The organism is Arthrobacter sp. efr-133-TYG-120, assembly GCF_030209785.1.
Taxonomy (GTDB): domain Bacteria; phylum Actinomycetota; class Actinomycetes; order Actinomycetales; family Micrococcaceae; genus Arthrobacter.
The window spans coordinates 398,001-419,474 of the sequence record NZ_JARVRI010000014.1; the positions used below are offsets into that span (position 1 = coordinate 398,001).

A 21,474-nucleotide genomic window follows, 5' to 3' on the forward strand; every position below is an offset into this window, starting at 1 on the left:
CTGCAGTTGCCGCCAGTGGACCTGTTCCCGTTTGAAAGGCACTGCCCATGTTGTTTTCCCCTTTGACTCTCGGCGAGATTGAAATTCCCAACCGCTTGGTCATGGCGCCGCTGACCCGCCTCCGTTCGGGCGTCGAAGGCGTTCCCGGCCCGCTGGTCGCGGAGCACTATCGGCAGCGTGCTTCCCTCGGGCTGATCGTCAGTGAGGGCACGTACCCCACGCCCGCGGGCCAGTCCTACCCGGGACAGCCTGGCCTCGTCACCGAGGAACAGATCGCCGGCTGGAAGAAAGTGACGGATGCCGTCCATGCCGAGGGTGGCCGGATTTTCGCCCAGGTCATGCACGGTGGCCGCGTTTCCCACTCGGACATCACGGGCGGTCAGGAGATCGTGGCACCCAGTGCCGTGGCCATCGACGGCGAAGTGCGCACGCCGAACGGCAAGAAGCCCTATCCGGTGCCCCGCGAACTGAGCACCGATGAACTTCCCTCGGTGATCCAGGAAATCGTCACGGCTTCCCGGAACGCCGTCGAGGCAGGATTCGACGGCGTCGAACTCCACTCGGCGAATGGCTACCTGCTGCACGAATTCCTGGCACCCAACACCAACGTCCGCACTGACAGCTACGGCGGTTCGCCGGAAAACCGTGCACGCTTTGTGATCGAGACCGTCAACGCGGTGGTAGAAGCCTTGGGCGCCAACCGGGTCGGCATCCGGATTTCCCCTGAGCACTCGGTCCAGGGAATCGCCGAGACCGACCCCGCGGATGTCCGCGCCACCTATGAAGTCCTGGTGGACACCATCGCCTCGCTCAACCTCGCGTACCTCAGCATCCTCCACCATGATCCCAAGGGTGAGCTCGTCCAGGACCTGCGCGAGCGCTTCAACGGTACGTTCCTCGTCAACACCGGCTTCGGTGTAGTGACCACCCGGGATGAAGCCCTGGCGCTCGTGGCCGACGGTCACGCCGACGCCGTGGTGGTTGGCCGCCCGGCCATCGCCAACCCGGACCTTGCGCGCAGGTGGCGTGAAGGCCTCCCGCTCAACGAACCGGATCCGTCCACGTTCTACGGCGAAGGCGCGAAGGGGTACACCGACTACCCGTTCTACGCCAACTAGAACCCCGAAACCCCGACGGCGGCACCCGCGAAAGGTGCCGCCGTCGCGGTTTAACCGTGCGCGCGAGGCTTCAGAGTCCGCATAGGGCGTCCGAAGCCGCCACAGAGAGACCATTCCTATAGGATTTGTCTATGAAACTCGCTTCCTCCCGGGACCGCGCCCCCGGCCGGCCCGTCAGCCGCCAGGTTCTCGCCGACCACGTGTACGAGGAACTTCTCGCGTGGCTCATGGACGGCCGGCTCGAACCGGGAGCCGCGGTCAGCATCGACGGGACGGCGCGGGAATTGGACGTTTCGCCGACGCCGGTGCGCGAGGCACTGGCGCGGCTGGAGCACACAGGCATGGTCCGCCGGGTTGCCCTCAAGGGGTACAGGGTGGCCCCGGTTTTCACGCGCGAGGATTTTGCCGAACTCATGGAGGCCCGGCTCGCGATTGAGCCCGTGAATGCCCGCTTGGCGTGCAGCCGGATCACTCCGGAGGGTTTGGCGGATCTGCGGGAGGCTGTGAAGGACCTGGAGACTGCTCCTCGAGGCCCGTCTTTCGTGGAATTCCGGGACTATCTCGACGCCGATGAGCGCTTCCATAAGCTGATCGCCGAGCAGTCCGGCAACCAATTCATGCTTGCTGCCTACGCCGCGCTGGGTGGCCAGGTCCAGCGGTTCCGACTGTTCGGGGGAGTGGGCATCACCGACGCAGACCAGGCCATCGCGGAACACCAAGCAGTGCTCGACGCGCTGGCGAGCGGTGACCCGGAGCAGGCCGCGGCCGCCATGGCCGACCACGTGCACAAGGTCCGCGCCCGGGCCATCGCCGACGCACCCGCTGACTGAGCCGTCGCCGGCCAAGCCGAGTCCGACGGCGATCCAGGACGGCGACCCGACGCCGCCAGACCCCGAAGGCCCGCCTAACGGCGGGCCTTTTGCGTGCGCGGCGAACGCGGCGTCCGGTGACCCACTTCACAAACATATGTAAGACATATAGGATCTTTGATGACGCGGAGCTAGGGTGCGAAGAGACGGGGCCAGCCCACGGAAGTCCGAATAAATATGTTGACAGCCTTGCCTGAATAGTAAATCCTATAGGAAACAGGATTCCACGAAGGAGTGAAACTATGGCTTACACCGCTGAAACCTGGCCCATCACTGCGGCCCTGCTCCAGTTCCCCGGCACCGACGCCACGGGACAGCACATCAACGACGCCGAAACTTCCGCTTGGGCCGACGTCCTGCAGGAAGTCAAGGACGCGGGATTTGCCAACGCAGACCTCACGGACAGCTGGGTCCGCCCGGGGGACCTCGGCAAGGAACGCCTCGCCGAGTTCAAGCAGACCGCGGAGCACGTTGGCATTGGCATCCCGGTCATCTCGGCTATCCGCCGCAGCATCATCCACACCCGCGACTGGGCCGAGAACCTGGCGTACAGCCACCGGACCATCGATGCCGCAGCCGAACTCGGCTGCGAGGTTGTCTCCTTCGGACTGCACCAGGCCATCACCGCCGAGCAGCAAAAGCAGCTGTGGTTCTGGACGGTGGAAGGCTACAAGGATCCGGCAGGGAACAAGGAAGCCTGGGGCAACGCCGTCGCCCGCTTGCGGGAACTCGGGGAGCACGCCGCGGAAGCCGGCATTCTCCTCTCCCTGGAAATGTACGAGGACACCTACCTCGGCACCGCTGATTCCTCGGTCCAGCTGGTGCAGGACATCGGGCTGGACAACGTTGGCCTCAACCCCGATCTTGGCAATCTGATCCGCCTCCACCGTCCCATCGAGGACTGGCGCGAGATGGTTGCCAAGACCCTGCCGTACTCCAACTACTGGCACATGAAGAACTACATCCGCGACGAAGACGTGGCCCGGGACAGCTACATCACCATGCCTGCGCCGATGGAGAGCGGCCTGATCAACTACCGCGAGGCTTTCAAACTCGCGCTGTCGGTAGGCTTCCAGGGCATCTTGTGCACCGAGCACTACGGCGGCGACGGGCTCAGCGTCACGGCGAGCAACCAGGAATACCTCCGGCGGCAGGTTCTTCCGAAGACCGAGAACTACGTCCTCGGCCAGAGCCAGGTAGCCCAGGGCCGGCAGCTGCCTTCCGGCCGGACCGGCTCCACCCAGCCAGCAACCTCCCAGCTGGCCGGCGTCTAGAGCCATGACAAGGATTTTCGACAACCCCGCAGACTTTGCGGACGATGCCCTGGACGGATTCGTCGCCGCCAACCGCGGCTATGTTGCCCGGGTGGACGGCGGAGTGGTCCGTTCCACCGAAGTCCCCGCCGGACAGGTCGCCCTCGTGGTGGGCGGCGGCTCGGGACACTACCCTGCTTTCGCCGGACTGGTGGGACCGGGCCTGGCAACTGCCTCGGCGTGCGGCAACATGTTCGCTTCCCCGGCGGCCGGCCAGGTGTATCGCGTGGCCAAAGCAGCCAACGCTGGCGGCGGAGTCCTGCTCAGCTACGGCAACTACGCTGGCGACGTGCTGCACTTCGGCCAGGCCCAGTTGCGGCTCAACGCCGAAGGCATCGAAACCCGCACCGTGACTGTTACCGACGACATCGCCAGCGCGCCGCTGGACCAGATCGAAAAGCGGCGCGGGATCGCGGGCGACCTCACGGTCTTCAAGATCGCCGGGGCCGCGGCCGAAGCGGGACTGGACCTCGACGCCGTCGAGCGCTTGGCCATCAAAACGAACTACCGCACGCGTTCGCTCGGGGTGGCCTTCGACGGTTGTACACTCCCAGGCGCCTCGGATCCGCTGTTCCACGTTCCGGCCGGCCAGATGTCCCTCGGCCTGGGCATCCACGGCGAACCGGGCATTTCCGAGCACAAAATGCCCACCGCTTCCGAGCTCGCCGAACTGCTCGTCTCCAAGCTCCTCAACGACAAACCGGACGACGCCGGAGACCGCGTGGTGGCTCTTGTCAACGGCCTGGGCACCGTCAAGTACGACGAGCTCTTCCTTCTCTTCGGCAAGATCGAAAAGCTCCTCGGCAAGGCTGGCCACACGGTAGTCGAACCCGAGTGCGGCGAGCTCGTGACAAGCTTGGACATGTCCGGTCTTTCACTCACGCTGCTCTGGCTGGACGAGGAGCTCGAACAGTATTGGGCAGCACCCGCGGACACTCCGGCGTTCCGCAAGGGCAACCTCGCGCCCCGCCCGCCCCGCTACTTGGCGAGCGTCACCGCGGTGGACGAGTCCGACGTCGAGCAGCCCTCCGCGGCTGCTGCCGAACTCGGGCGGCAGGCCGTGGCCGTGCTCGCCCAGGTGCGGGACGTCGTCGTCGAACATGAAGAGGAACTCGGCAAGCTGGACGCGATTGCCGGCGACGGCGACCACGGCATCGGTATGCGACGCGGCGTTGAAGCGGCATTCAGCGCAGCAGAGGCGGCAAGCGGAGCCTCGGTGGGTCGGATCCTGACGGCGGCGGGGGAGGCCTGGAGCGAACGCGCCGGCGGAACCTCGGGCGCATTGTGGGGCTCGGCGATCATCGCGGCCGGACAGGCACTCGGCAACAAAGCGGGCTACTCGGGCGAGGATGCCGCGGCCGCCGTCACTGGTTTTGTGGACGCGATCACCGAGCTTGGCAAGGCCGAGCCCGGCGACAAGACCATGGTGGACGCGCTGCTGCCGTTCCGGGATGCGTTCCTCACAGAGTTCGACGCCGGAGCCCCGGTTGACCGGGCCCTCGCGGCTGCTGCTGCGGCGGCCGAGTCCGCGGCAGCTGACACGGCGCGGTTGCGTCCGCTCAAGGGCAGGGCCCGTCCGCTTGCGGAGAAGAGCCTGGGCCACCCCGATCCTGGCGCGGTCTCCTTCGGGCTGATCACGGCGAGGATCTCACAACATATCGACGCGCAGCTGGCGTCCCCGGCAAAAAACGGAGTACAAGCATGAGCACCTCAGAGGGTTGGCGGATCATCGTCGGCAATGACGAAGCGGGCGTCGAATACAAGCAGGCACTCATGGCGCTGCTTGAAGCGGACCCCAGGGTGGCGTCCGTCACCGACGTGGGCGTCGGCGCCAACGACTCCACCGCCTACCCGCACGTTGCCGTGGACGCAGCGCGCAAAGTTGCCGAGGGCGAGGCAGATCGCGCCCTCCTGATCTGCGGCACGGGCCTGGGCGTGGCTATCGCGGCCAACAAGGTTCCCGGAATCCGGGCCGTCACCGCGCACGACAGCTACTCCGTGGAACGCTCGGTCCTCAGCAACAACGCCCAGGTCCTGACCTTGGGACAGCGGGTGATTGGCTTGGAACTGGCCAAGAAACTGGTGGGCGAATGGCTGGGCCACCACTTCGACGAAACATCATCTTCCGCCGCCAAGGTGGACGCCATTTGCTCCTACGAGCCCGATTACACAAAGGCAGTGTGACATGACTGAATCAGCAAGCAGCGCCACAGGCGACGGAAGCGCGGCCCGGAAGATCGCCGTCGTCGGCTCCGGTTACATGGGCGGCGGGATCGCGCAGGTCCTGGCCCTCGGGGGAGCGCGCGTGGCGTTGGCGGATGTGTCCGCCGAAATCGCGCAGAAGAACTACGACCGCCTGCTCGTGGAGTCGGACGAATTCGTGGCCGCAGGTCTCTTTCCAGAAGGTTCCACGGCAATCCTGAAAGCCAATCTGTGGGCAGCCAAGGACATCGAAGAGGCGGTGGCGGACGCCGACTTCATCGAAGAAGCCGTCCCCGAGGTCCTCGACATCAAGCACCAGACCCTGGCCCGCATCAGCGCGGCCGCCCGTCCCGACGCGCTGATCGGCTCCAACACCTCTACCATTTCCATCGCCGATCTCGCCGAGGCCGTTGTCGGCCCCGAGCGATTCCTGGGAGTGCACTTCTCCAACCCGTCGCCGTTCATCCCCGGCGTCGAGATCATCCCCCACGCCGGCACCACGCCGGAGACCGTGGCTGCGGCCCGCGAACTGGTCCACGCGGCCGGCAAGCAAACCGCCGTCGTCAAGGACGTCACCGGTTTCGTGCTCAACCGGCTGCAATACGCGCTTTTCCACGAGGCCGCCCAGTTGGTGGAGCAGGGGATCGCAACAGCGGACGACGTCGACACCCTGGTCCGTACGACGTTCGGCTTCCGCTTGCCGTTCTTTGGTCCGTTCGCGATCGCGGACATGGCCGGACTGGATGTCTACAACTTCTGCTACAAATCCCTGCAGACCGGATTCCCGGAGCGCTTCGCGACGCCGAAGATCCTGAGCGACCTCGTGGAGGCGGGAAAGCTGGGCACCAAGACCGGCGCGGGCTTCCTCAACGTCCCGGCGGAACGCACGCCCGAACTCATCGCTTACCGGAACAAGGCCTACGTGGCCATGCAGAAGCTCCTTGATGAGCTTGGCCCGGCACCGATCAACTAGCCCACATTCACAGGAGAATACCCATGAGCACCTTCCCCGCAGAACGCACCGCAATCGTCACCGGCGCTGTCTCCGAGCGCGGCATCGGCCGGGCCACCGTCAACTACCTCGCAGCACAGGGCTGGAACATCGGCATCATCGACCTCGACGACGCCCTCTGCAAGAGCACCGCCAAGGAAATCGCCGCCGAATATGGAGTCCAGGCCTACGGCGTCGGCGCCAACGTGGCTTCCGAAGCCGAGGTACGGTCGGCGATCGACACCCTCGAGGCCGAGTTGCCGCAGATCGTCGCACTGGCCAACGTTGCCGGTGTCAGCTCACCGGTTCCGTACCTGGAACTCGAGCCCGCTGAATGGGACCGCGTCCTGAACATCAACCTCAACGGCGTCCACTACGCCACCCGCCGCGTGGCCGAATCCATGGTCAGGAACCGGATCGGGCGCATCGTGAACATCTCCTCGGTTTCCGCCCAGCGCGGTGGCGGGACGTTCTCCAAGACCCCGTATTCGGTGGCCAAGGCCGGCGTCATCGGTTTGACCCGTGCGACGGCCCGCGAACTGGGGGAGTACGACATCACCGTCAACGCCATCTCTCCCGGCCCCATCGACACCGACATCATGGGCGGCACCCTCAGCGAGGAACGCAAGGACGAACTCACCAAGGACCTCGTGGTGAACCGCGTGGGCTCCACGCGGGACATCGCCGCCGCCATCGCCTTCCTCATCAGCGAAGACTCCGGCTACATCTCGGGCCAGACGCTGAATGTCGACGGCGGCTTGTACATGCACTAATGCGCGGCTCCACCACCGTTGCCCAAACCCTGACTACTCAACACTGATTTCTCAACACTGATTACTCAACGAGGAGTTTCGATGTCCGCTGTAACAACGTCCACGAAGGAGATGCTGGATTCGCCGGTCCTGAAATCGGCGATCCGCAAGGCTGCCTTCCGGCTCATGCCGATGCTGGTCATCCTCTATGTGGTTTCCTTCCTCGACCGCACCAACGTCGGATTCGCCGAAGCTGCACTCGGCGCCGACAAAGGCGTCTCGGCCGGGGCGTTCGCGCTCGGTGCCGGTATCTTCTTCATCGGTTACGCGATCTTTGAAATCCCCAGCAACCTGCTGCTCAAGAAGGTCGGCGCGAAGGTCTGGCTTGCCCGTATTGCGATCACGTGGGGTATCGTCTCGGCTTGCTTTGCATTCGTGCAGGGCGAGACGTCCTTCGTGATCCTGCGGTTCCTTCTCGGCGTGACCGAGGCGGGCCTGTTCCCCGGCGTCATCATGTACTTGGCCGAGTGGTTCCCGAACAAAGTGCGCGTGCAGATGTTCGCGATCTTCTACCTCGCCCAGCCGTTCTCCCAAATGATCGGCAACCCGCTCTCCGGCTGGCTCATCAACATCGGCGACCAGCTTCCGGGCGTCCGTGGCTGGCAGGTCATGTTCTTCACCGAGGGCATCCTGGCGGTACTCGCGGGTGTTGCTGCGTTCTTCTTCCTCATCAACGGGCCGGAGAAGGCCAAGTTCCTCAACGTCGACGAGAAGTTCGCGCTCAAGGAGATCATGACGCAGGAAGACACGGTCAAGGATGAAACCGGGCCGCGGGGCGTCTTCGCGGCGATGCGCAACGGCCGCGTCTGGTACTTCACCCTCATCTACTTCTGCCTGCAGATCGCCGTCTACGGCGTCACCTTCTTCCTCCCGCAGCAGGTGTCCTCGCTGACAGGCCAGAAGGTGGGCCTCGCCGTCGGGCTCCTGATCGCGGTGCCGTGGTTCTTTGGCATCTTCTCCTGCTACCTGATCGGCCGGGCCGCCAATACGGTGGCCAAGCGCCGCATGTTCGGCACCGTGCTGTTCGTCTCCACCGGTGTGTGCATCCTCGGTTCGGCATGGGCCGGCACCAACCACCAGCCGGTCCTCGGACTGATCTTCATCACCCTCGCCGTCTGCAGCTTCCTCGCCGTCGGGCCGGTGGTCTGGGCCTACCCCACGGCGTTCCTTGCGGGTTCGGCAGCCGCGGCGGGCATCGGCCTGATCAACTCGCTGGGCAACCTGGGCGGCTTCGTGGCCCCGATCCTTCGGACCGCGGTCAACAGCGCCACGGCGGACCCCACCGGATCCGCCGGGGTCTATGCGCTCGGTATCCTGCCCTTCCTGGCGGCTGCCATGATGTATGGCACGCGGGCATTCAGGAACAAGGCCGACGATCTCCTGGACAAGTAGTCCGTTGTACATCGGGGTCAGCACCAAGATGTACATGGGGTACCGGCACAGCATGTCTTGGCTGGAGCAACTCCGAAGCGAAGTGGACGCCCGTCCGGCCCTCGTGGCCGGGCGGGTGGTCCCGTTTGTGATCCCGTCGTTCCCCATGTTGCCTGAGGCGGCCCGGATTCTGGACGGCTCTCCTGTCCACCTGGGTGCGCAGAACTGCGGCTGGGCCGAGGGTCCATGGACGGGGGAAGTGTCACCGTCGTTGCTGGTGGAGCTCGGTGTGCGGCTCGTGGAGATCGGACACGCTGAACGACGCCGGCACTTCGCCGAGGACGACGCCGTGGTCGCGTTGAAGGTCCGGGCCGCCGTGGAGGCAAGGTTGACCCCGCTGCTGTGTGTCGGCGAGGAGGCCGTCGCCGATCCGGCGGTGTCGGCGTCGTTCGTGTTCCGGCAGATCTCTGCCGCCGTCCGGGACGACTGGGCGACCGCGGCCCGCCTGGTTATTGCGTACGAACCGGTGTGGGCCATCGGCGCTGCCGAGCCAGCCCGCGCAGCCTACGTGTCCGACGTCGTCGCCCACCTCCGGAATCTGCTGGCCGAACATGCCCTCGCCGGGCTGCCGGTCATTTACGGTGGCTCCGCCAAACCGGGGCTCCTGCCCGAACTGCGGGGCGTGTCAGGACTCTTCCTAGGCCGCTTCGCCCACGACGCCGCGAACTTCGGGGCGGTACTGGATGAGGCCCTTGAGTCGGATGAGGCGCTGGGCTTGCCCAACTAACTCGCAGTAGTTGTCGTTTTCAGCCCTCAAAACGACAACTACTGCCAGTCAGTTGGGTCTCCACGCTGGCACAGGCCCACAAAGCCGCCCAGCTGCTCCAGCCCTTCCGGCCGGGTCGGCAGGTAGTTTGTCAGCTCCGGTGAGCGAACGACGACGGCGCGCCACTGACCGCGCGACACCGCCACATTGATCCGGTTGCGCGAGAGCAGGAACTCCATGCCGCGCGGCACCTCGGCGGCTGCGGACGCAGCCATGGACACAATCACCACGGGAGCTTCCTGCCCCTGGAACTTGTCCACGGTCCCCACCCGCACACCGCGAAGTCCGGCTGCCCTTAGTTCGTGCTGAATGAGCTGGACCTGGGCGTTGTAGGCAGCCACCACGAGGATGTCCTTTTCGGCCAGCGGCTGCTCCTCGGTTGATTCCCGGGGGTCCAGCCAAGCCAGCCCGAGGTGCGCCCTGACTTGCCGGACTACCTCCGCGGCTTCCTCGGGAGACTGGGTGGAGTTGCCGCCGTGCGGGACGTAGACGCATTCGACGCCGGCCCGAGCTCCTGAGAGCCGCCGCTTGGAAGCAGCCGGTGCTGAATGCAGCCGACCATCGTAGGACAGCTCCGAAACCGCGGCGCACAAATCCGGGTGCATGCGCCACGACGTCGCCAGGAAGTAGCCGAGCTTTGCGGGCAGCGTGTGCGCGCCGTGGGCCAGCCAGCCGAGAGCGGATTCATCAACGGGTTCCGGGTGCTTGCCCTGCGTGACTTGGGGAAGTTGCTGGGGGTCGCCAAGGAGCAGGAGCCGCTTGGTTGCCCGGCTCACGGCGAGGGTGTTGGCGAGCGAGAACTGACCGGCTTCGTCGATCACCAGCAAGTCCAGGGATCCCGGAGGAACGGTGCGGCCCGTCATGGTCCATGCCGTGCCGCCGATCAGGCAGCCGCCCGGCGCGGCCAGCAGCCGCTCAATGTCGTCCTTGGCCTGCTGGTCCCAGGGAACGGGGTCGTCATGCTTCATTTCCTTGGCGATGAGCGAAGGATCCACCCCGGCCTTCACTGCGGCGTGCAGCATGTTCTCGACGACGGCATGGGACTGCGCAACAACCCCTACTTTCCAGCCCGCACGCACCAGGCGCGCGACAACATGCGAACCAACGTACGTCTTGCCCGTTCCCGGCGGCCCTTGGACAGCGAGATATGACTGGTCAAGATCCGACACGGCAGCGGTGATGGCGTCCACATATGCATCGTCGCCAGGCCCGACGGCGGGCAGTTCCGCAAGCGTGGCCAGCCTCGGTGGGACGCGGCGCAACAGATCCAGCGCCGGATCCTTGGGCCACGACGGCAGACTGGAACGCACCTGGATGGCCAGTTCGCTCAAGGCCTTCCTCTGCCCGTCGGTGTTGACCGGAGCATCGGGCGTCAGGGCCATGGGAAGCTGGCAGTATTCCTCGGCACCCTTGGGCAGCCGCTCCGAAATGGTTACGGCATCCGAAGCGCCGTCGTCGGGACCCGAAAGCATGCCGCCGTCATCGAAGCCCTCGGGATCGCCGACCTCGGTCACCTCCGTGCCGGACATTCCCGACCTGCCCAGGGCACTGACTGCCTTACCGCCGAAAGCCTCCGGCACGGGAGGCCCGTACATCCGGAAGTACTTCTTGCCGGGCGCGAAACCGGAGCCATCGGCTGCGTGGCCGAACAGCCTTACCTTCCGTGCCGGGTTGCTTCGGGGAGTCGGCTTGGCCCAGTCCTCCAGCACGTCGCCGCCCTCCACGATGAAGCAGTCCCTGGTGTCCTCCCATTCGGAGACTGGCCGGTCCAGGCGGTCGAAGTGTCCCCACCAGAATTGCTTGTCCTCACGCCGGTGAAAGCCGACCGCGGCCGCCACCAAGGCCACCGCCCTGTTGTCGTCGGAGCGGAGGGCATCGTCCGGCAAGTCGGCAAGGTACTCGAGGAGGGCTGTTTCCTCGGGCGCGGCCTGGTACTTGTCCGGCTCGGTCTCCGCGGGTAGCCCGGGTCCCGAGGTACCCGGAAAACCGGGTTCAATGGAGCGTTCGGCTGCCAGGCCCAGCAGCCAATTCCGCAGTTCCAGGGTGGAGAGGCAGTCATATTCGTTGTAGTCGGAGATGCCCGCCAGGATCGTTGCCGCTTCATCTTCGCGGTGCGCGTCCCTGGCCGTGCAGTAGTTGGCGTAGGCAACCACGGAGGCCCCTGCGTCGGTCACGTCACCCGAGCGCAAATGTTCTCCCATGTACAGGGGCTCGAGTTTCTTGATGCTGTAGGAGTCTTCGGAGATACGGATGCTGTGCCGCACGGTGTCGTAGAGGTCAACCAACACGCCTTCGCGGAGGAGGTTGTCCACGGCGGCTTCGCCAACGGTATGGATGACAGACAGGTTCCGCAGCGCGGTTTTTTCGTAGGCCGCATAGTGGTAGATCCCCATGTCCGGATACTTCATGCGGCGTTCTTCCACGTAGTCGAGGAAATCGATGAACGCCTGCCGTTCTTCAGCCCGGGAGTGTGCCCAGAACGGCTTGAACACGGGAGTTCCGCCCGGCTCGGCCGGATTCTCGATCACCCCGAACAAGTACTCCAGTCCCCAGCGGCCCGTTACCGGGTCCTGCCACAGGGGGTCTCCCTCGAAGTCAAAGAAGATGTCTCCCGCGTCCGGCCGGGGGAGCCGGGCCAAGGAGTTGGACTCGAGAACGGAATAGCTGATGCTCTTGGCTGCGCCGGTCTTGTCGGTGTACGTGACGGTGCCATCGGGGGTGGCTGTTCCGGTCTGTAGTCGGGCCTGTTCCTGCAGGCGCCGCGTCGCGGAATCGGCGGCGTCGGGCATCTGAGCAAGGGCATCAATGGTGAAGATGCCGTTTTCCATGAGCTTCTTGCGCCGCGTGATTCTCATGCCCGCCACCATCAGCAGGTCCCGGTGGAGGCGCACTTGTTCTTTGCAGTAGTCGCAGCGGCCGCATGCGGTGACTCCGGGTGCGCCCCATTCGATAGGCTCCAGCCGCGATCGGTGCGTGTCCGTCAAAGCGAGGAAGCGGTCCCGGCGTTCGCGGAAGACCGGCAAGACGTCGGCGAGCCGGTGGTCGCTGTGCACGTAGTCGAAGCCGCCCCGGCCGTCCGATCCAGCAGACTCCCGCTGAATCGTAGCCCCGAGGACAAGGGTCAGATCCGGGGCCGGTGTGATTCCCGCCTTGAGCAGCTGATCGCCGTAGGCAGCCAATTGCAGCAGGGCCGTGACTTTGGCGTGGCGGGCGAGCTTGGTGTCGTACACGGCGTAGCTGCCATCCGGCTGCTTGACGAGGAAATCGGACCGTCCGTGAAACTGGCCGTCGAAGAACGCGGCCTGGAAGACGACATCGGCGCCGGATCGCAACGCCTCGATGGATTCCGCATGCTTGGCTTGCAGGGTGGCGCGGTCCATCGCTTTGGCGGGAACGACGTCGAACACCCCCTTATGCGCGAGCGGATCCCAGGTGCCGAACTCGGCTACGAAACGGTCCAGAACCCTGTGCTCGTGAATGTCGCCCAGCGCGGCGGTCCGTTCCAGCATTTCGTCGACGTCGAAGGCCGGCTTCTGTGAGAGGCCCAGCTTTTCATCCAACGTGCGCAGCAATTGGTACTCGCAGGTGGAGGCCGTCACGAGGTCGCTCGCGGAAAACACCAAATCCTGCGCTTGCCCTGCATCTACCGATTCGAGAAAAAACACCGTGCCCCCAGACCGTTGAGCTGATGAAGCCAAGCTATCAGTGCGGTCCGACAGTAAGTGGTTGCCCAACAGGGCTTGTTAGCGCTAACATGTGACGCAGGTCAACCGGGGGTGATCTTCGGGGTTTTCTCGACAACGACGTCAACTGCAATCGAAGGACTGAAAGTGAAACTACGGAAGCTTATTGTCGGCGCTGTCGCCGTCAGTATGGCCCTCAGCGTTGCCGCCTGTGGTAGCCGCGGCGCTAGTGCCCAAAGCAGCGGAGGGGACAACAGCGGATCCTTGGTGGGCATTGCGATGCCGACAAAGACCTCCGAACGCTGGATCAAGGACGGTGATGCCATCAAGGCTTCGCTGGAAAAGCTGGGCTACAAGACGGACCTTGAGTACGGTGACGACAAGATTCCACAGCAGGTCCAGCAGATCAGCAACATGATCACCAAGGGCGCCAAGGTGCTGATCATCGCTGCGATCGACGGAACCGCGCTCAGCGACCAGCTGGACAACGCGGCCAAGGCCGGCATCAAGGTCATCGCGTACGATCGCCTGATCAACGGCAACAAGAACGTTGACTACTACACGACATTCGACAACAAGAAGGTCGGGGTCCAGCAGGCCACTTCGCTGCTGGCCGGGCTGGGGATCCTCGATAAGGACGGCAAGGAAACCGGGAAGAAGGGCCCATTCAATGTGGAGCTTTTCGCAGGCAGCCCTGACGACAACAACGCGACCTTTTTCTACAACGGCGCGATGGAGACATTGAAGAAGTACATCGACGATGGCACCCTTTTGGTCAAGAGCCGCCAGACGGGCTTTACGCAGATCGCCACGCTGCGTTGGGATCCCGCGACGGCCCAGAAGCGCATGCAGAACCTGATCGCCAGCACCTACTCGGGCGGCGCCAAGGTGCAGGGAATCCTCTCCCCTTATGACGGTCTCTCGATCGGGATCATCTCCGCGCTGACTGCTTCGGGCTATTCACCCTCGGCATTGCCGGTCATCACCGGTCAGGACGCGGAGGCTGCCTCCGTGAAGTCGATCATCGCCGGCCAGCAATACTCGACGATCTTCAAGGACACCCGCGACCTCGGAAAGCAGGCGGTCACCATGGCCGATGACCTGCTCAAGGGCAAGACTCCCGAGGCCAATGACACCAAGAGCTACGACAACAAGGCCAAGATCGTACCGACCTATCTGTTGCAGCCGGTCGTTGTCACGAAGACGAACTACCAGACCGTCCTTGTCGACAGTGGCTACTACAAAGATTCGGACCTGAAGTAGTCCAGCCCTGAACCGTGGTGGTGGCGGACCGTACCGCCACCACCACACTTCTGAGATCCACAGCGTGAAAACGCGAAAGCTAGGACTTGACGTGACGACGAATATTCTCGAGATGCGCGGCATCACCAAGACATTCCCAGGGGTCAAGGCCCTCCAGGATGTTTCCCTTGAGGTCCAGCGGGGCCACGTACACGCGATTTGCGGTGAAAACGGGGCCGGTAAATCAACGCTGATGAAGGTACTTTCCGGTGTCTACCCGGCCGGGACCTACGAAGGCGAAATCCATTTCGAAAACGAGCTTTGCGAATTCAAAGACATCAAAGGCTCCGAGGCCGCAGGCATCGTGATCATCCATCAGGAGCTCGCCCTGAGCCCCTACCTTTCCATCGCGGAGAACATCTTCCTCGGCAACGAACAAGCCAGGAACGGCTTCGTGGACTGGAACAAGACAAACCTCGAGGCCTCAAAGCTACTCGCGCGCGTGGGCCTCAACGACAACCCGATCACCAAGATCACGGATCTAGGCGTGGGCAAGCAGCAGCTGGTCGAAATCGCCAAAGCACTTTCCAAGCGGGTGAAGCTCCTCATCCTTGACGAGCCGACCGCGGCCCTGAACGACGAGGACTCGGCACACTTGCTGCGCCTGATCAAGCACTTGCAGGCCCAGGGCATCACCTCGATCATCATCAGCCACAAGCTCAACGAGATCAAAGCCATTGCGGATAAGGTGACCATTATCCGCGATGGCCGGACCATCGAGACTCTTGACATGCACAAGGATGACATCTCGGAGGAACGCATCATCAAGGGAATGGTGGGCCGGGACCTCGACCACCGCTATCCCGAACACGAGCCATCGATCGGGGAGGAAATCCTGCGGGTCGAGGACTGGACCGTGCACCACCCGGTGGACCAGAGCCGGCAGGTGGTCAAGAACGCGAGCTTCAACGTCCGCGCCGGCGAGATAGTCGGCATCGCCGGACTGATGGGCGCCGGACGCACCGAGCTCGCGATGAGTATCTTCGGCCACAGCTACGGGGCGAAGATCAGCGGCCACGTCTACAAAAACGGTCAAGAGATAAGAACCAACACCGTGGCCGCCGCGATTAAGCACGGCATCGCGTATGCCACCGAGGACCGCAAGCACTATGGACTGAACCTGCTGGACAACGTCATGCGTAATGTCTCCGGCGCAGCCCTGGACAAGCTCTCTCGTTGGGGCTGGGTAGACAGCAACAAGGAGAACCTGGTCGCCGAAGGCTATCGACGCAGCATGAAAATCAAGGCAGCTACGGTCGCCGCGGTCACCGGAAAACTCTCCGGCGGCAACCAGCAAAAGGTCGTCCTGTCGAAATGGATGTTCGCCAACCCAGACGTCCTGATCCTGGACGAGCCCACCCGAGGAATCGACGTCGGCGCCAAATACGAGATTTATACGATCATCAACCAGCTGGCAGACGAGGGTAAGGGCATCGTTGTCATCTCCTCCGAGCTGCCCGAACTGCTGGGCATCTGCGACCGGATCTACACCCTCTCGGAGGGCCGGATCACCGCTAACATTCCACGGGAAAAGGCCACTGCCGAGTACCTGATGCAATACATGACCCTAGAAAAGGAAGCCTGATGTTTGCGCTTCGCTCCGCATTGCACTACCTGGCCGGCCAGTTGCGCCAAGTCGGCCTGTTCATCGCCCTGATTGTGATCATCCTGTTCTTCCAGGTGAGCACCAACGGCATCACGCTGGCTCCGATCAACGTCTCGAACCTGATCGTGCAGAACAGCTACATTCTCATTCTCGCCATTGGCATGGTGATGGTCATCATCGCCGGACACATCGACCTCTCCGTCGGGTCCGTGGTCGCCTTCGTCGGAGCAATGTCAGGTGTCATGATTACCCAATGGGGCGTGCCTTGGTGGCTCGCCATCATCCTTTGCCTAGCGATCGGCGCCCTCGTTGGCATGTGGCAGGGCTTCTGGATCGCCTACTTCGGCATACCGGCCTTCATCGTCACCCTGGCCGGTATGCTCACTTTCCGCGGGCTGACCCAGATCGCCTTGCAGAACCAGCAGATTTCCCCTTTCCCGGACGAGTTTCGATCCTTGGGCAGCGGCTTCCTCCCTGACCTAGGGGGCGGCACCTCCGCCCTTGAGCCACTCACAATGATCATCGGCATCGTCGCCACCATTGCTCTGGTTGTGCAGGACCTGCGCCAACGGGCGGCGCGCCGCAAGCACAACCTCGAGGACGAGCCGTTCGCCTGGTTTGTGTGCAAGATGGTCTTCACCGCGTTACTGATCCTGCTCATCACCTATCTGCTCGCAGGCTACCGCGGAACTCCGATCGTGCTCATCGTGCTCGGCCTGCTCACCGTCGCCTATTCAGCCGTGATGGCCAACTCGGTCTGGGGACGCCATATCTACGCTATCGGCGGCAACCGGTTCGCCGCAGAACTCTCCGGCGTGAAGGTCAAACGGGTCACGTTCACCCTGTTCGTGAACATGGGTGTTCTGGCGGCCTTGGCCGGCCTCGTCTTTACCGCGCAGCTGAACCTGGCCAACCCCAAGGCCGGGGACGGCTTCGAACTTGATGCGATCGCCGCGGTCTTCATCGGAGGCGCTGCCGTCACCGGCGGAATTGGAACGGTAATGGGCGCCCTCATCGGCGGCTTGATCATCGGCATCCTCAACAACGGCATGTCCATTCTTGGCGTCGGAACCGAATACCAGCAGCTGATCAAGGGCCTGGTACTTTTGGCCGCCGTCGCTTTCGATGTCTTCAACAAGCGACGCGCGGGAGGGTCGAACGGGAGCGGCCGCCAACGGAGGAAGACTACCCCCCCGAAGTGCCCCCAGCGAGGCAAAGACCAGGACACCGGTCGCAAGCGCCTAAGCGAGATGGGCAAAAGCGCAGGTCCCGGCCCAACAGCCGGGGGCCTGCGCTTTTCAGCGCTACGCTGGGGCCAACACGGCAGTCCACGTCCCACTCGCAAAGCCCACCCGTTCCCCCACCTCCTGGAAAGCAGGCTCCGAATGACCCAGTCTGACGCCCAAACCTCCCACGATTCCGCCTTCGAAGCGGCCTATCAGGCAGCCCGGAAGAGCCTTGGCGAAGGCGGCATTCCCATTGGCGCAGCGCTTGCCCGTGGCGGGGTGGTGATCGCGAGCGGGCACAACGAACGTGTCCAGAACGGCGATCCCATCGCCCACGGGGAAATGTCGGCCCTCCGCGCAGCCGGCCGGCAGAAGAGCTACCGGGACACCACCCTCTATACGACCCTCGCTCCGTGTGCCATGTGCACGGGCACCATCATCCAGTTCAAAATCCCGCGCGTGGTGGTGGGGGAGGCCCGCACCTTCGGCGGCGAATTCGAGCTGCTGCGGTCCCGGGGCGTAGAGGTTGTGGTCCTCGATGACCAGCGGTGCGTCGACATGATGCGCACGTTCCAGGAAGGGAATCCGGAACTGTGGGCCGAGGACATCGCCGAATAAGACCGGCGCGAGCAGCGGGAAATCCGGCGAATCAAACGGCATCTGGCCACAGCCGAGGCCCAAGCGTAGGCTGACAGCATCGGCGTCGGTGCCGGGGGTCCGCGTCGATACCCAATCGATCAAGGAGGACTCATGAGTGTTGTGCGCGAATTCATGACCACCAATGCCCAGTGCGTCAAAGAAGAGCAGTCGCTGCGTGACGCGGCTGTCCTGATGCGCGATCTGGACGTCGGTTCGCTGCCCATTTGCGGCAACGATGGAAGACTCAAAGGATTCATCACTGACCGCGACATTGTGGTCAGGTGCGTTGCTGAGGGACTGGATGCTGACCGGCTCACCGCGGCAGATCTCGCCCAGGGCACGCCGATCTGGATCGATGCAGATGCCAGCATCGACGCAGCCATCGACCTGATGGAAAAGCACCAGATCCGGCGCCTTCCGGTCATCACCGACCACAAGTTGGTGGGCATCATCAGCCAGGGCGACATCGCCCGCAACTACACCGAGGAGCGCGTAGGCGAATTGGTGGAGCACATCTCCGCCAAGACCCCCATGGCGCAACTGGGCTAACCGCAACTTTCGCACCCATCAAGCGTCACGGCCCGCCGGCCGTGGCGCTTCCGCATGCGGGTCAAGAAGCGCCGGAAGCTAGAGAAACGCTTCCCGCCCGGTGCCTTCCCGCATCACCAGTTCCCCGTCCTCGATGGACACCAGCAGGCTCTTTGCTTTTCCGTGGAGTTTCTTGCTCGCGCTCAGCCGACGGCTCGTGACCTCGACGCCCACGGCGGATCCCTTGGCGGGCAACTCCACGGAGATCTCTGCCGCCATTCCCAGCATCTCCCTGGTCGATACGTCGCGCTCGTGGTGGGCCTCTTTGTGGTTGACGGTGACTTCTACGTCATCTGCGTCAAAGCCGTCCTGCAGGATGATGAGCAGTTCTTGCATGATGCGCCTCTTCCTTGAGTAGCATTCCTGACCGGATCAACGGCGGCTCTTTCCACTACAGCACTCCGCGCCGTCTTTAGGTAGGGCAAAATGTCATGGTGACCCATTTTCCCCAGCCTCAGTCAGCACAGCCCCAGTCAGCAGACGCCGCCATCCACGCATTGATCGCCGAAGAGCTCGGCGTGAAGGCCTGGCAGGTCAAGGCCGCGGTTGAATTGCTTGACGCCGGATCCACCGTCCCGTTCATCGCCCGGTACCGCAAGGAAGTCACCGGGACGCTCGATGACACCCAGCTGCGCGAGCTCGAGGAACGGCTCCGGTACCTGCGGGACCTGGAGGACCGCCGTCGAACGGTCCTTGAGGCGATTGCCGCCCAAGGCAAGCTGACTCCGGAACTGGAGGCCGCCGTCGTCGGCGCCGATACCAAGTCCCGGCTCGAGGACATCTACCTGCCCTTCAAATCCAAGCGCCGCACCAAAGCGCAGATCGCCCGCGAGGCCGGCCTCGAGCCGCTTGCTGATGCGCTTCTCGCGAACCCGCAGCTGGAGCCTGAGCGTGAGGCGGCCAAGTATCTCAACGCTGAGCACTCCATTGACGATGCCTCCGCGGCGCTCGCCGGTGCCCGCTCGATCCTCGTGGAGCGGGTCTCCCAGGACCCTGATCTGGCCGAAACGCTGCGCGAGCGGTTGTGGACGCAGGGCCGGATGGTGTCGCGCGTGAAGAAGGGCCAGGAACTCGAGGGGCACAAGTTCAAGGACTACTTCGAGTTTTCCCAAGTGCCGTCCGGCATGCCTGGCCACCGCGTGCTCGCGCTCCTGCGCGGCGAGAACGACGGCGTCCTTGAGCTCGATCTCGCCGAGGCAGAACCAGCCGACGACGACGCCCTGGCCGCCGCGCGCGGCCGCTATGAGAACGCCGTGGCCACGTGCCTCGGGGTCGCCGAGCGTGGCCGGCCCGCCGATTCGTGGCTTGTCCAGACCGCACAGATCGCCTGGCGCTCGCGCATCCTGGACCGGCTGAGCAACGACCTGCGCGGTCGCATGTTCGCGCAGGCCGAGGACGAATCCGTGCGGGTGTTCGCCGCGAACCTCCGCGACGTGCTGCTCGCGGCTCCGGCAGGAAACCGCGCCACACTGGGCCTGGACCCGGGACTGCGCACGGGCGTGAAAGTGGCTGTCGTCGATGGCACAGGCAAAGTCGTAACCACCGACACCGTCTATCCGCACGCCCCGGTCAAGAAGTGGGACGAGGCCTTGGTGACGCTGGAGCGTTTGGCGCGGCAGCACGGCGTCGAGCTCGTGGCGATCGGCAACGGCACGGCGTCGCGGGAAACGGACAAGCTCGCCGTGCAGCTCATCAAGTCGCTGGCAGCATCCGGCGGTCCCACGTTGCAGAAACTCGTGGTCTCCGAGGCAGGTGCTTCGGTGTACTCTGCGTCTGCGCTTGCAGCCGCCGAACTGCCGGGCATGGACGTGTCCTTGCGCGGAGCCGTTTCGATCGCCCGACGGTTGCAGGATCCGCTGGCCGAATTGGTGAAGATCGAACCGAAGTCGATCGGTGTGGGGCAGTACCAGCACGACGTCACGGCGGCGAAGCTCGACCGCTCGCTGGACGCCGTCGTCGAAGACTGCGTGAACGCTGTGGGCGTGGACGTGAACACGGCGTCGCCCGCGCTCCTGGCCCGGGTGGCCGGCGTCGGGCCGCTCCTGAGCGAGAACATTGTGGCGTACCGCAACGAGAACGGCCCGTTCGCCAAGCGAGCCGACCTCAAGAAGGTGCCGCGGCTGGGTGCGAAGGCGTTCGAACAGTGCGCTGGCTTCCTGCGGATCACCGGGGGAGCGGAACCGCTCGACGCGTCAAGCGTCCACCCGGAAGCCTATTCGGTGGCGAGAAAGATCGTCGCGGCTGCCCGTGGAGCCGCGGTGTCCTCGCTCGATCCGCAGGCGTTCGTGGATGGGACGTTTGGCCTGCCCACCGTGCGCGACATCATGTCCGAACTCGAAAAGCCGGGCCGCGACCCCCGTCCGGCATTCGCCGCGGCGACGTTCTCCGAGGGTATCGAGAAGATTTCCGACCTCAAGCCCGGCATGATCCTGGAAGGCACCGTCACCAATGTGGCGGCGTTCGGGGCTTTCGTGGATGTCGGAGTGCACCAGGACGGCCTGGTCCACGTCTCCGCGCTGGCCAATCGCTTTGTTTCCGATCCGCGCGAAATCGTGAAGTCGGGGCAAGTGGTACGCGTGAAGGTCCTGGAAGCCGATCCTGAGCGGAAGCGGATTTCGCTCACCCTCAGGCTCGACGACGAACCCGGCACCGAAGGCGGGTCCGGTTCGCGGGGCGGCTCCGGTTCCCGGGGCGGCGGGCGTGACCGCGGCCCGCGTGGTGGCGAGCGCGGCGAGCGGCGTCCGGCACCGCAGCCCGGACAGGGCGCGAAGGGGGCCCCGGCGAAGGCGGCCCCCGCGAAGGCGGCTCCTCAAGCGCCGGTCAACACGGCCATGGCGGAAGCGTTGCGCCGGGCCGGGCTGGGGAAGTAGCCACGGCGCCTATCCCCTGCGGTGATTTCGAAGCAATGCTGCCGATTCCTGAAGTATG

At 64.2% G+C, this 21,474-nt stretch carries 16 protein-coding genes and 1 pseudogene; 15 read left to right on the forward strand and 2 right to left on the reverse strand.

Annotated elements, in window-relative coordinates; all coding sequences use genetic code 11:
- Positions 1-47 precede the first annotated feature (47 nt).
- The 9 genes from QRN51_RS10065 to QRN51_RS10105 all read left to right on the forward strand — a co-directional run bounded on the left by QRN51_RS10065 (position 48) and on the right by QRN51_RS10105 (position 9,463).
- On the forward strand, positions 48-1,118 hold the full coding sequence (locus QRN51_RS10065; protein WP_284989711.1) for an alkene reductase: 1,071 nt from the start codon (positions 48-50) through the stop codon (positions 1,116-1,118).
- 131 nt (positions 1,119-1,249) lie between these two features.
- On the forward strand, positions 1,250-1,948 hold the full coding sequence (locus QRN51_RS10070; RefSeq protein WP_284989712.1) for a GntR family transcriptional regulator: 699 nt from the start codon (positions 1,250-1,252) through the stop codon (positions 1,946-1,948).
- Positions 1,949-2,229: 281 nt separating this feature from the next.
- Positions 2,230-3,261, forward strand: a complete 1,032-nt coding sequence (locus QRN51_RS10075; protein WP_284989713.1) for a sugar phosphate isomerase/epimerase family protein — start codon at positions 2,230-2,232, stop codon at positions 3,259-3,261.
- A 4-nt stretch (positions 3,262-3,265) separates the two neighbouring features.
- Positions 3,266-5,005 (forward strand): dihydroxyacetone kinase subunit DhaL, encoded by a 1,740-nt coding sequence (gene dhaL, locus QRN51_RS10080; RefSeq protein ID WP_284989714.1) that lies wholly within the window; start codon positions 3,266-3,268, stop codon positions 5,003-5,005.
- The gene (locus QRN51_RS10085) at positions 5,002-5,484 is read left to right on the forward strand and encodes a ribose-5-phosphate isomerase (RefSeq protein WP_284989715.1); all 483 of its coding nucleotides are present in this window, start codon (positions 5,002-5,004) and stop codon (positions 5,482-5,484) included. Before dhaL ends, QRN51_RS10085 begins: the two co-directional genes overlap by 4 nt.
- A gap of 1 nt (position 5,485) precedes the next feature.
- Positions 5,486-6,475 carry a 3-hydroxyacyl-CoA dehydrogenase family protein gene (locus tag QRN51_RS10090; RefSeq protein ID WP_284989716.1) on the forward strand — a complete coding sequence of 330 codons (990 nt, stop codon included), beginning with the start codon at positions 5,486-5,488 and terminating at the stop codon, positions 6,473-6,475.
- 23 nt (positions 6,476-6,498) lie between these two features.
- Positions 6,499-7,266 carry an SDR family NAD(P)-dependent oxidoreductase gene (locus QRN51_RS10095; protein WP_284989717.1) on the forward strand — a complete coding sequence of 256 codons (768 nt, stop codon included), beginning with the start codon at positions 6,499-6,501 and terminating at the stop codon, positions 7,264-7,266.
- Between the two features lie 81 nt (positions 7,267-7,347).
- A complete protein-coding gene (locus QRN51_RS10100; protein WP_059388113.1) occupies positions 7,348-8,697 on the forward strand; it encodes an MFS transporter in 1,350 nt (449 codons plus the stop codon).
- Positions 8,648-9,463, forward strand: coding sequence for a triose-phosphate isomerase family protein (locus tag QRN51_RS10105; protein ID WP_284989718.1), 816 nt, complete (start codon positions 8,648-8,650; stop codon positions 9,461-9,463). The genes QRN51_RS10100 and QRN51_RS10105 overlap by 50 nt, the downstream gene beginning before the upstream one ends.
- 38 nt (positions 9,464-9,501) lie before the next feature.
- On the opposite strand, the gene QRN51_RS10110 is transcribed toward QRN51_RS10105, so the two are convergent.
- Complete coding sequence (locus tag QRN51_RS10110; protein ID WP_284989719.1) at positions 9,502-13,167, reverse strand: TM0106 family RecB-like putative nuclease; 3,666 nt, start codon at positions 13,165-13,167, stop codon at positions 9,502-9,504.
- A gap of 165 nt (positions 13,168-13,332) precedes the next feature.
- Between QRN51_RS10110 and chvE the strand changes: the two genes are divergently transcribed.
- From chvE to QRN51_RS10135, 5 genes and pseudogenes are all read left to right on the forward strand, one after another.
- Positions 13,333-14,448 (forward strand): multiple monosaccharide ABC transporter substrate-binding protein, encoded by a 1,116-nt coding sequence (gene chvE / locus QRN51_RS10115; protein ID WP_284989720.1) that lies wholly within the window; start codon positions 13,333-13,335, stop codon positions 14,446-14,448.
- 91 nt (positions 14,449-14,539) lie between these two features.
- Complete coding sequence (gene mmsA, locus QRN51_RS10120) at positions 14,540-16,072, forward strand: multiple monosaccharide ABC transporter ATP-binding protein (RefSeq protein ID WP_284989721.1); 1,533 nt, start codon at positions 14,540-14,542, stop codon at positions 16,070-16,072.
- Positions 16,072-17,250, forward strand: a pseudogene (gene mmsB, locus QRN51_RS10125) (multiple monosaccharide ABC transporter permease); the annotation flags it as partial. The gene mmsA and the pseudogene mmsB, both read left to right, overlap by 1 nt.
- Positions 17,251-17,478: 228 nt before the next feature.
- A complete protein-coding gene (locus QRN51_RS10130; RefSeq protein WP_284989737.1) occupies positions 17,479-17,937 on the forward strand; it encodes a nucleoside deaminase in 459 nt (152 codons plus the stop codon).
- Positions 17,938-18,069: 132 nt separating this feature from the next.
- On the forward strand, positions 18,070-18,507 hold the full coding sequence (locus QRN51_RS10135) for a CBS domain-containing protein (protein ID WP_284989722.1): 438 nt from the start codon (positions 18,070-18,072) through the stop codon (positions 18,505-18,507).
- Between the two features lie 78 nt (positions 18,508-18,585).
- Here the strand turns inward: QRN51_RS10135 and QRN51_RS10140 are convergent, their stop codons facing one another.
- A complete protein-coding gene (locus tag QRN51_RS10140; RefSeq protein ID WP_284989723.1) occupies positions 18,586-18,882 on the reverse strand; it encodes a hypothetical protein in 297 nt (98 codons plus the stop codon).
- A gap of 95 nt (positions 18,883-18,977) precedes the next feature.
- Here QRN51_RS10140 and QRN51_RS10145 point away from each other — a divergent pair, with 95 nt between their 5' ends.
- A complete protein-coding gene (locus tag QRN51_RS10145; protein WP_502870854.1) occupies positions 18,978-21,416 on the forward strand; it encodes a Tex family protein in 2,439 nt (812 codons plus the stop codon).
- Positions 21,417-21,474: the final 58 nt, after the last annotated feature.

Coding starts and splice junctions, on each gene's coding strand:
- QRN51_RS10095 (WP_284989717.1), top strand. CDS start 6,499: ATGAGCACCTTCCCCGCAGAACGCACCGCAATCGTCACCGGCGCTGTC.
- QRN51_RS10100 (WP_059388113.1), top strand. CDS start 7,348: ATGTCCGCTGTAACAACGTCCACGAAGGAGATGCTGGATTCGCCGGTC.
- QRN51_RS10090 (WP_284989716.1), top strand. CDS start 5,486: ATGACTGAATCAGCAAGCAGCGCCACAGGCGACGGAAGCGCGGCCCGG.
- QRN51_RS10065 (WP_284989711.1), top strand. CDS start 48: ATGTTGTTTTCCCCTTTGACTCTCGGCGAGATTGAAATTCCCAACCGC.
- dhaL (WP_284989714.1), top strand. CDS start 3,266: ATGACAAGGATTTTCGACAACCCCGCAGACTTTGCGGACGATGCCCTG.
- QRN51_RS10105 (WP_284989718.1), top strand. CDS start 8,648: ATGGCACGCGGGCATTCAGGAACAAGGCCGACGATCTCCTGGACAAGT.
- QRN51_RS10085 (WP_284989715.1), top strand. CDS start 5,002: ATGAGCACCTCAGAGGGTTGGCGGATCATCGTCGGCAATGACGAAGCG.
- QRN51_RS10145 (WP_502870854.1), top strand. CDS start 18,978: ATGGTGACCCATTTTCCCCAGCCTCAGTCAGCACAGCCCCAGTCAGCA.
- QRN51_RS10135 (WP_284989722.1), top strand. CDS start 18,070: ATGAGTGTTGTGCGCGAATTCATGACCACCAATGCCCAGTGCGTCAAA.
- QRN51_RS10070 (WP_284989712.1), top strand. CDS start 1,250: ATGAAACTCGCTTCCTCCCGGGACCGCGCCCCCGGCCGGCCCGTCAGC.
- QRN51_RS10130 (WP_284989737.1), top strand. CDS start 17,479: ATGACCCAGTCTGACGCCCAAACCTCCCACGATTCCGCCTTCGAAGCG.
- QRN51_RS10075 (WP_284989713.1), top strand. CDS start 2,230: ATGGCTTACACCGCTGAAACCTGGCCCATCACTGCGGCCCTGCTCCAG.
- QRN51_RS10140 (WP_284989723.1), bottom strand. CDS start 18,882: ATGCAAGAACTGCTCATCATCCTGCAGGACGGCTTTGACGCAGATGAC.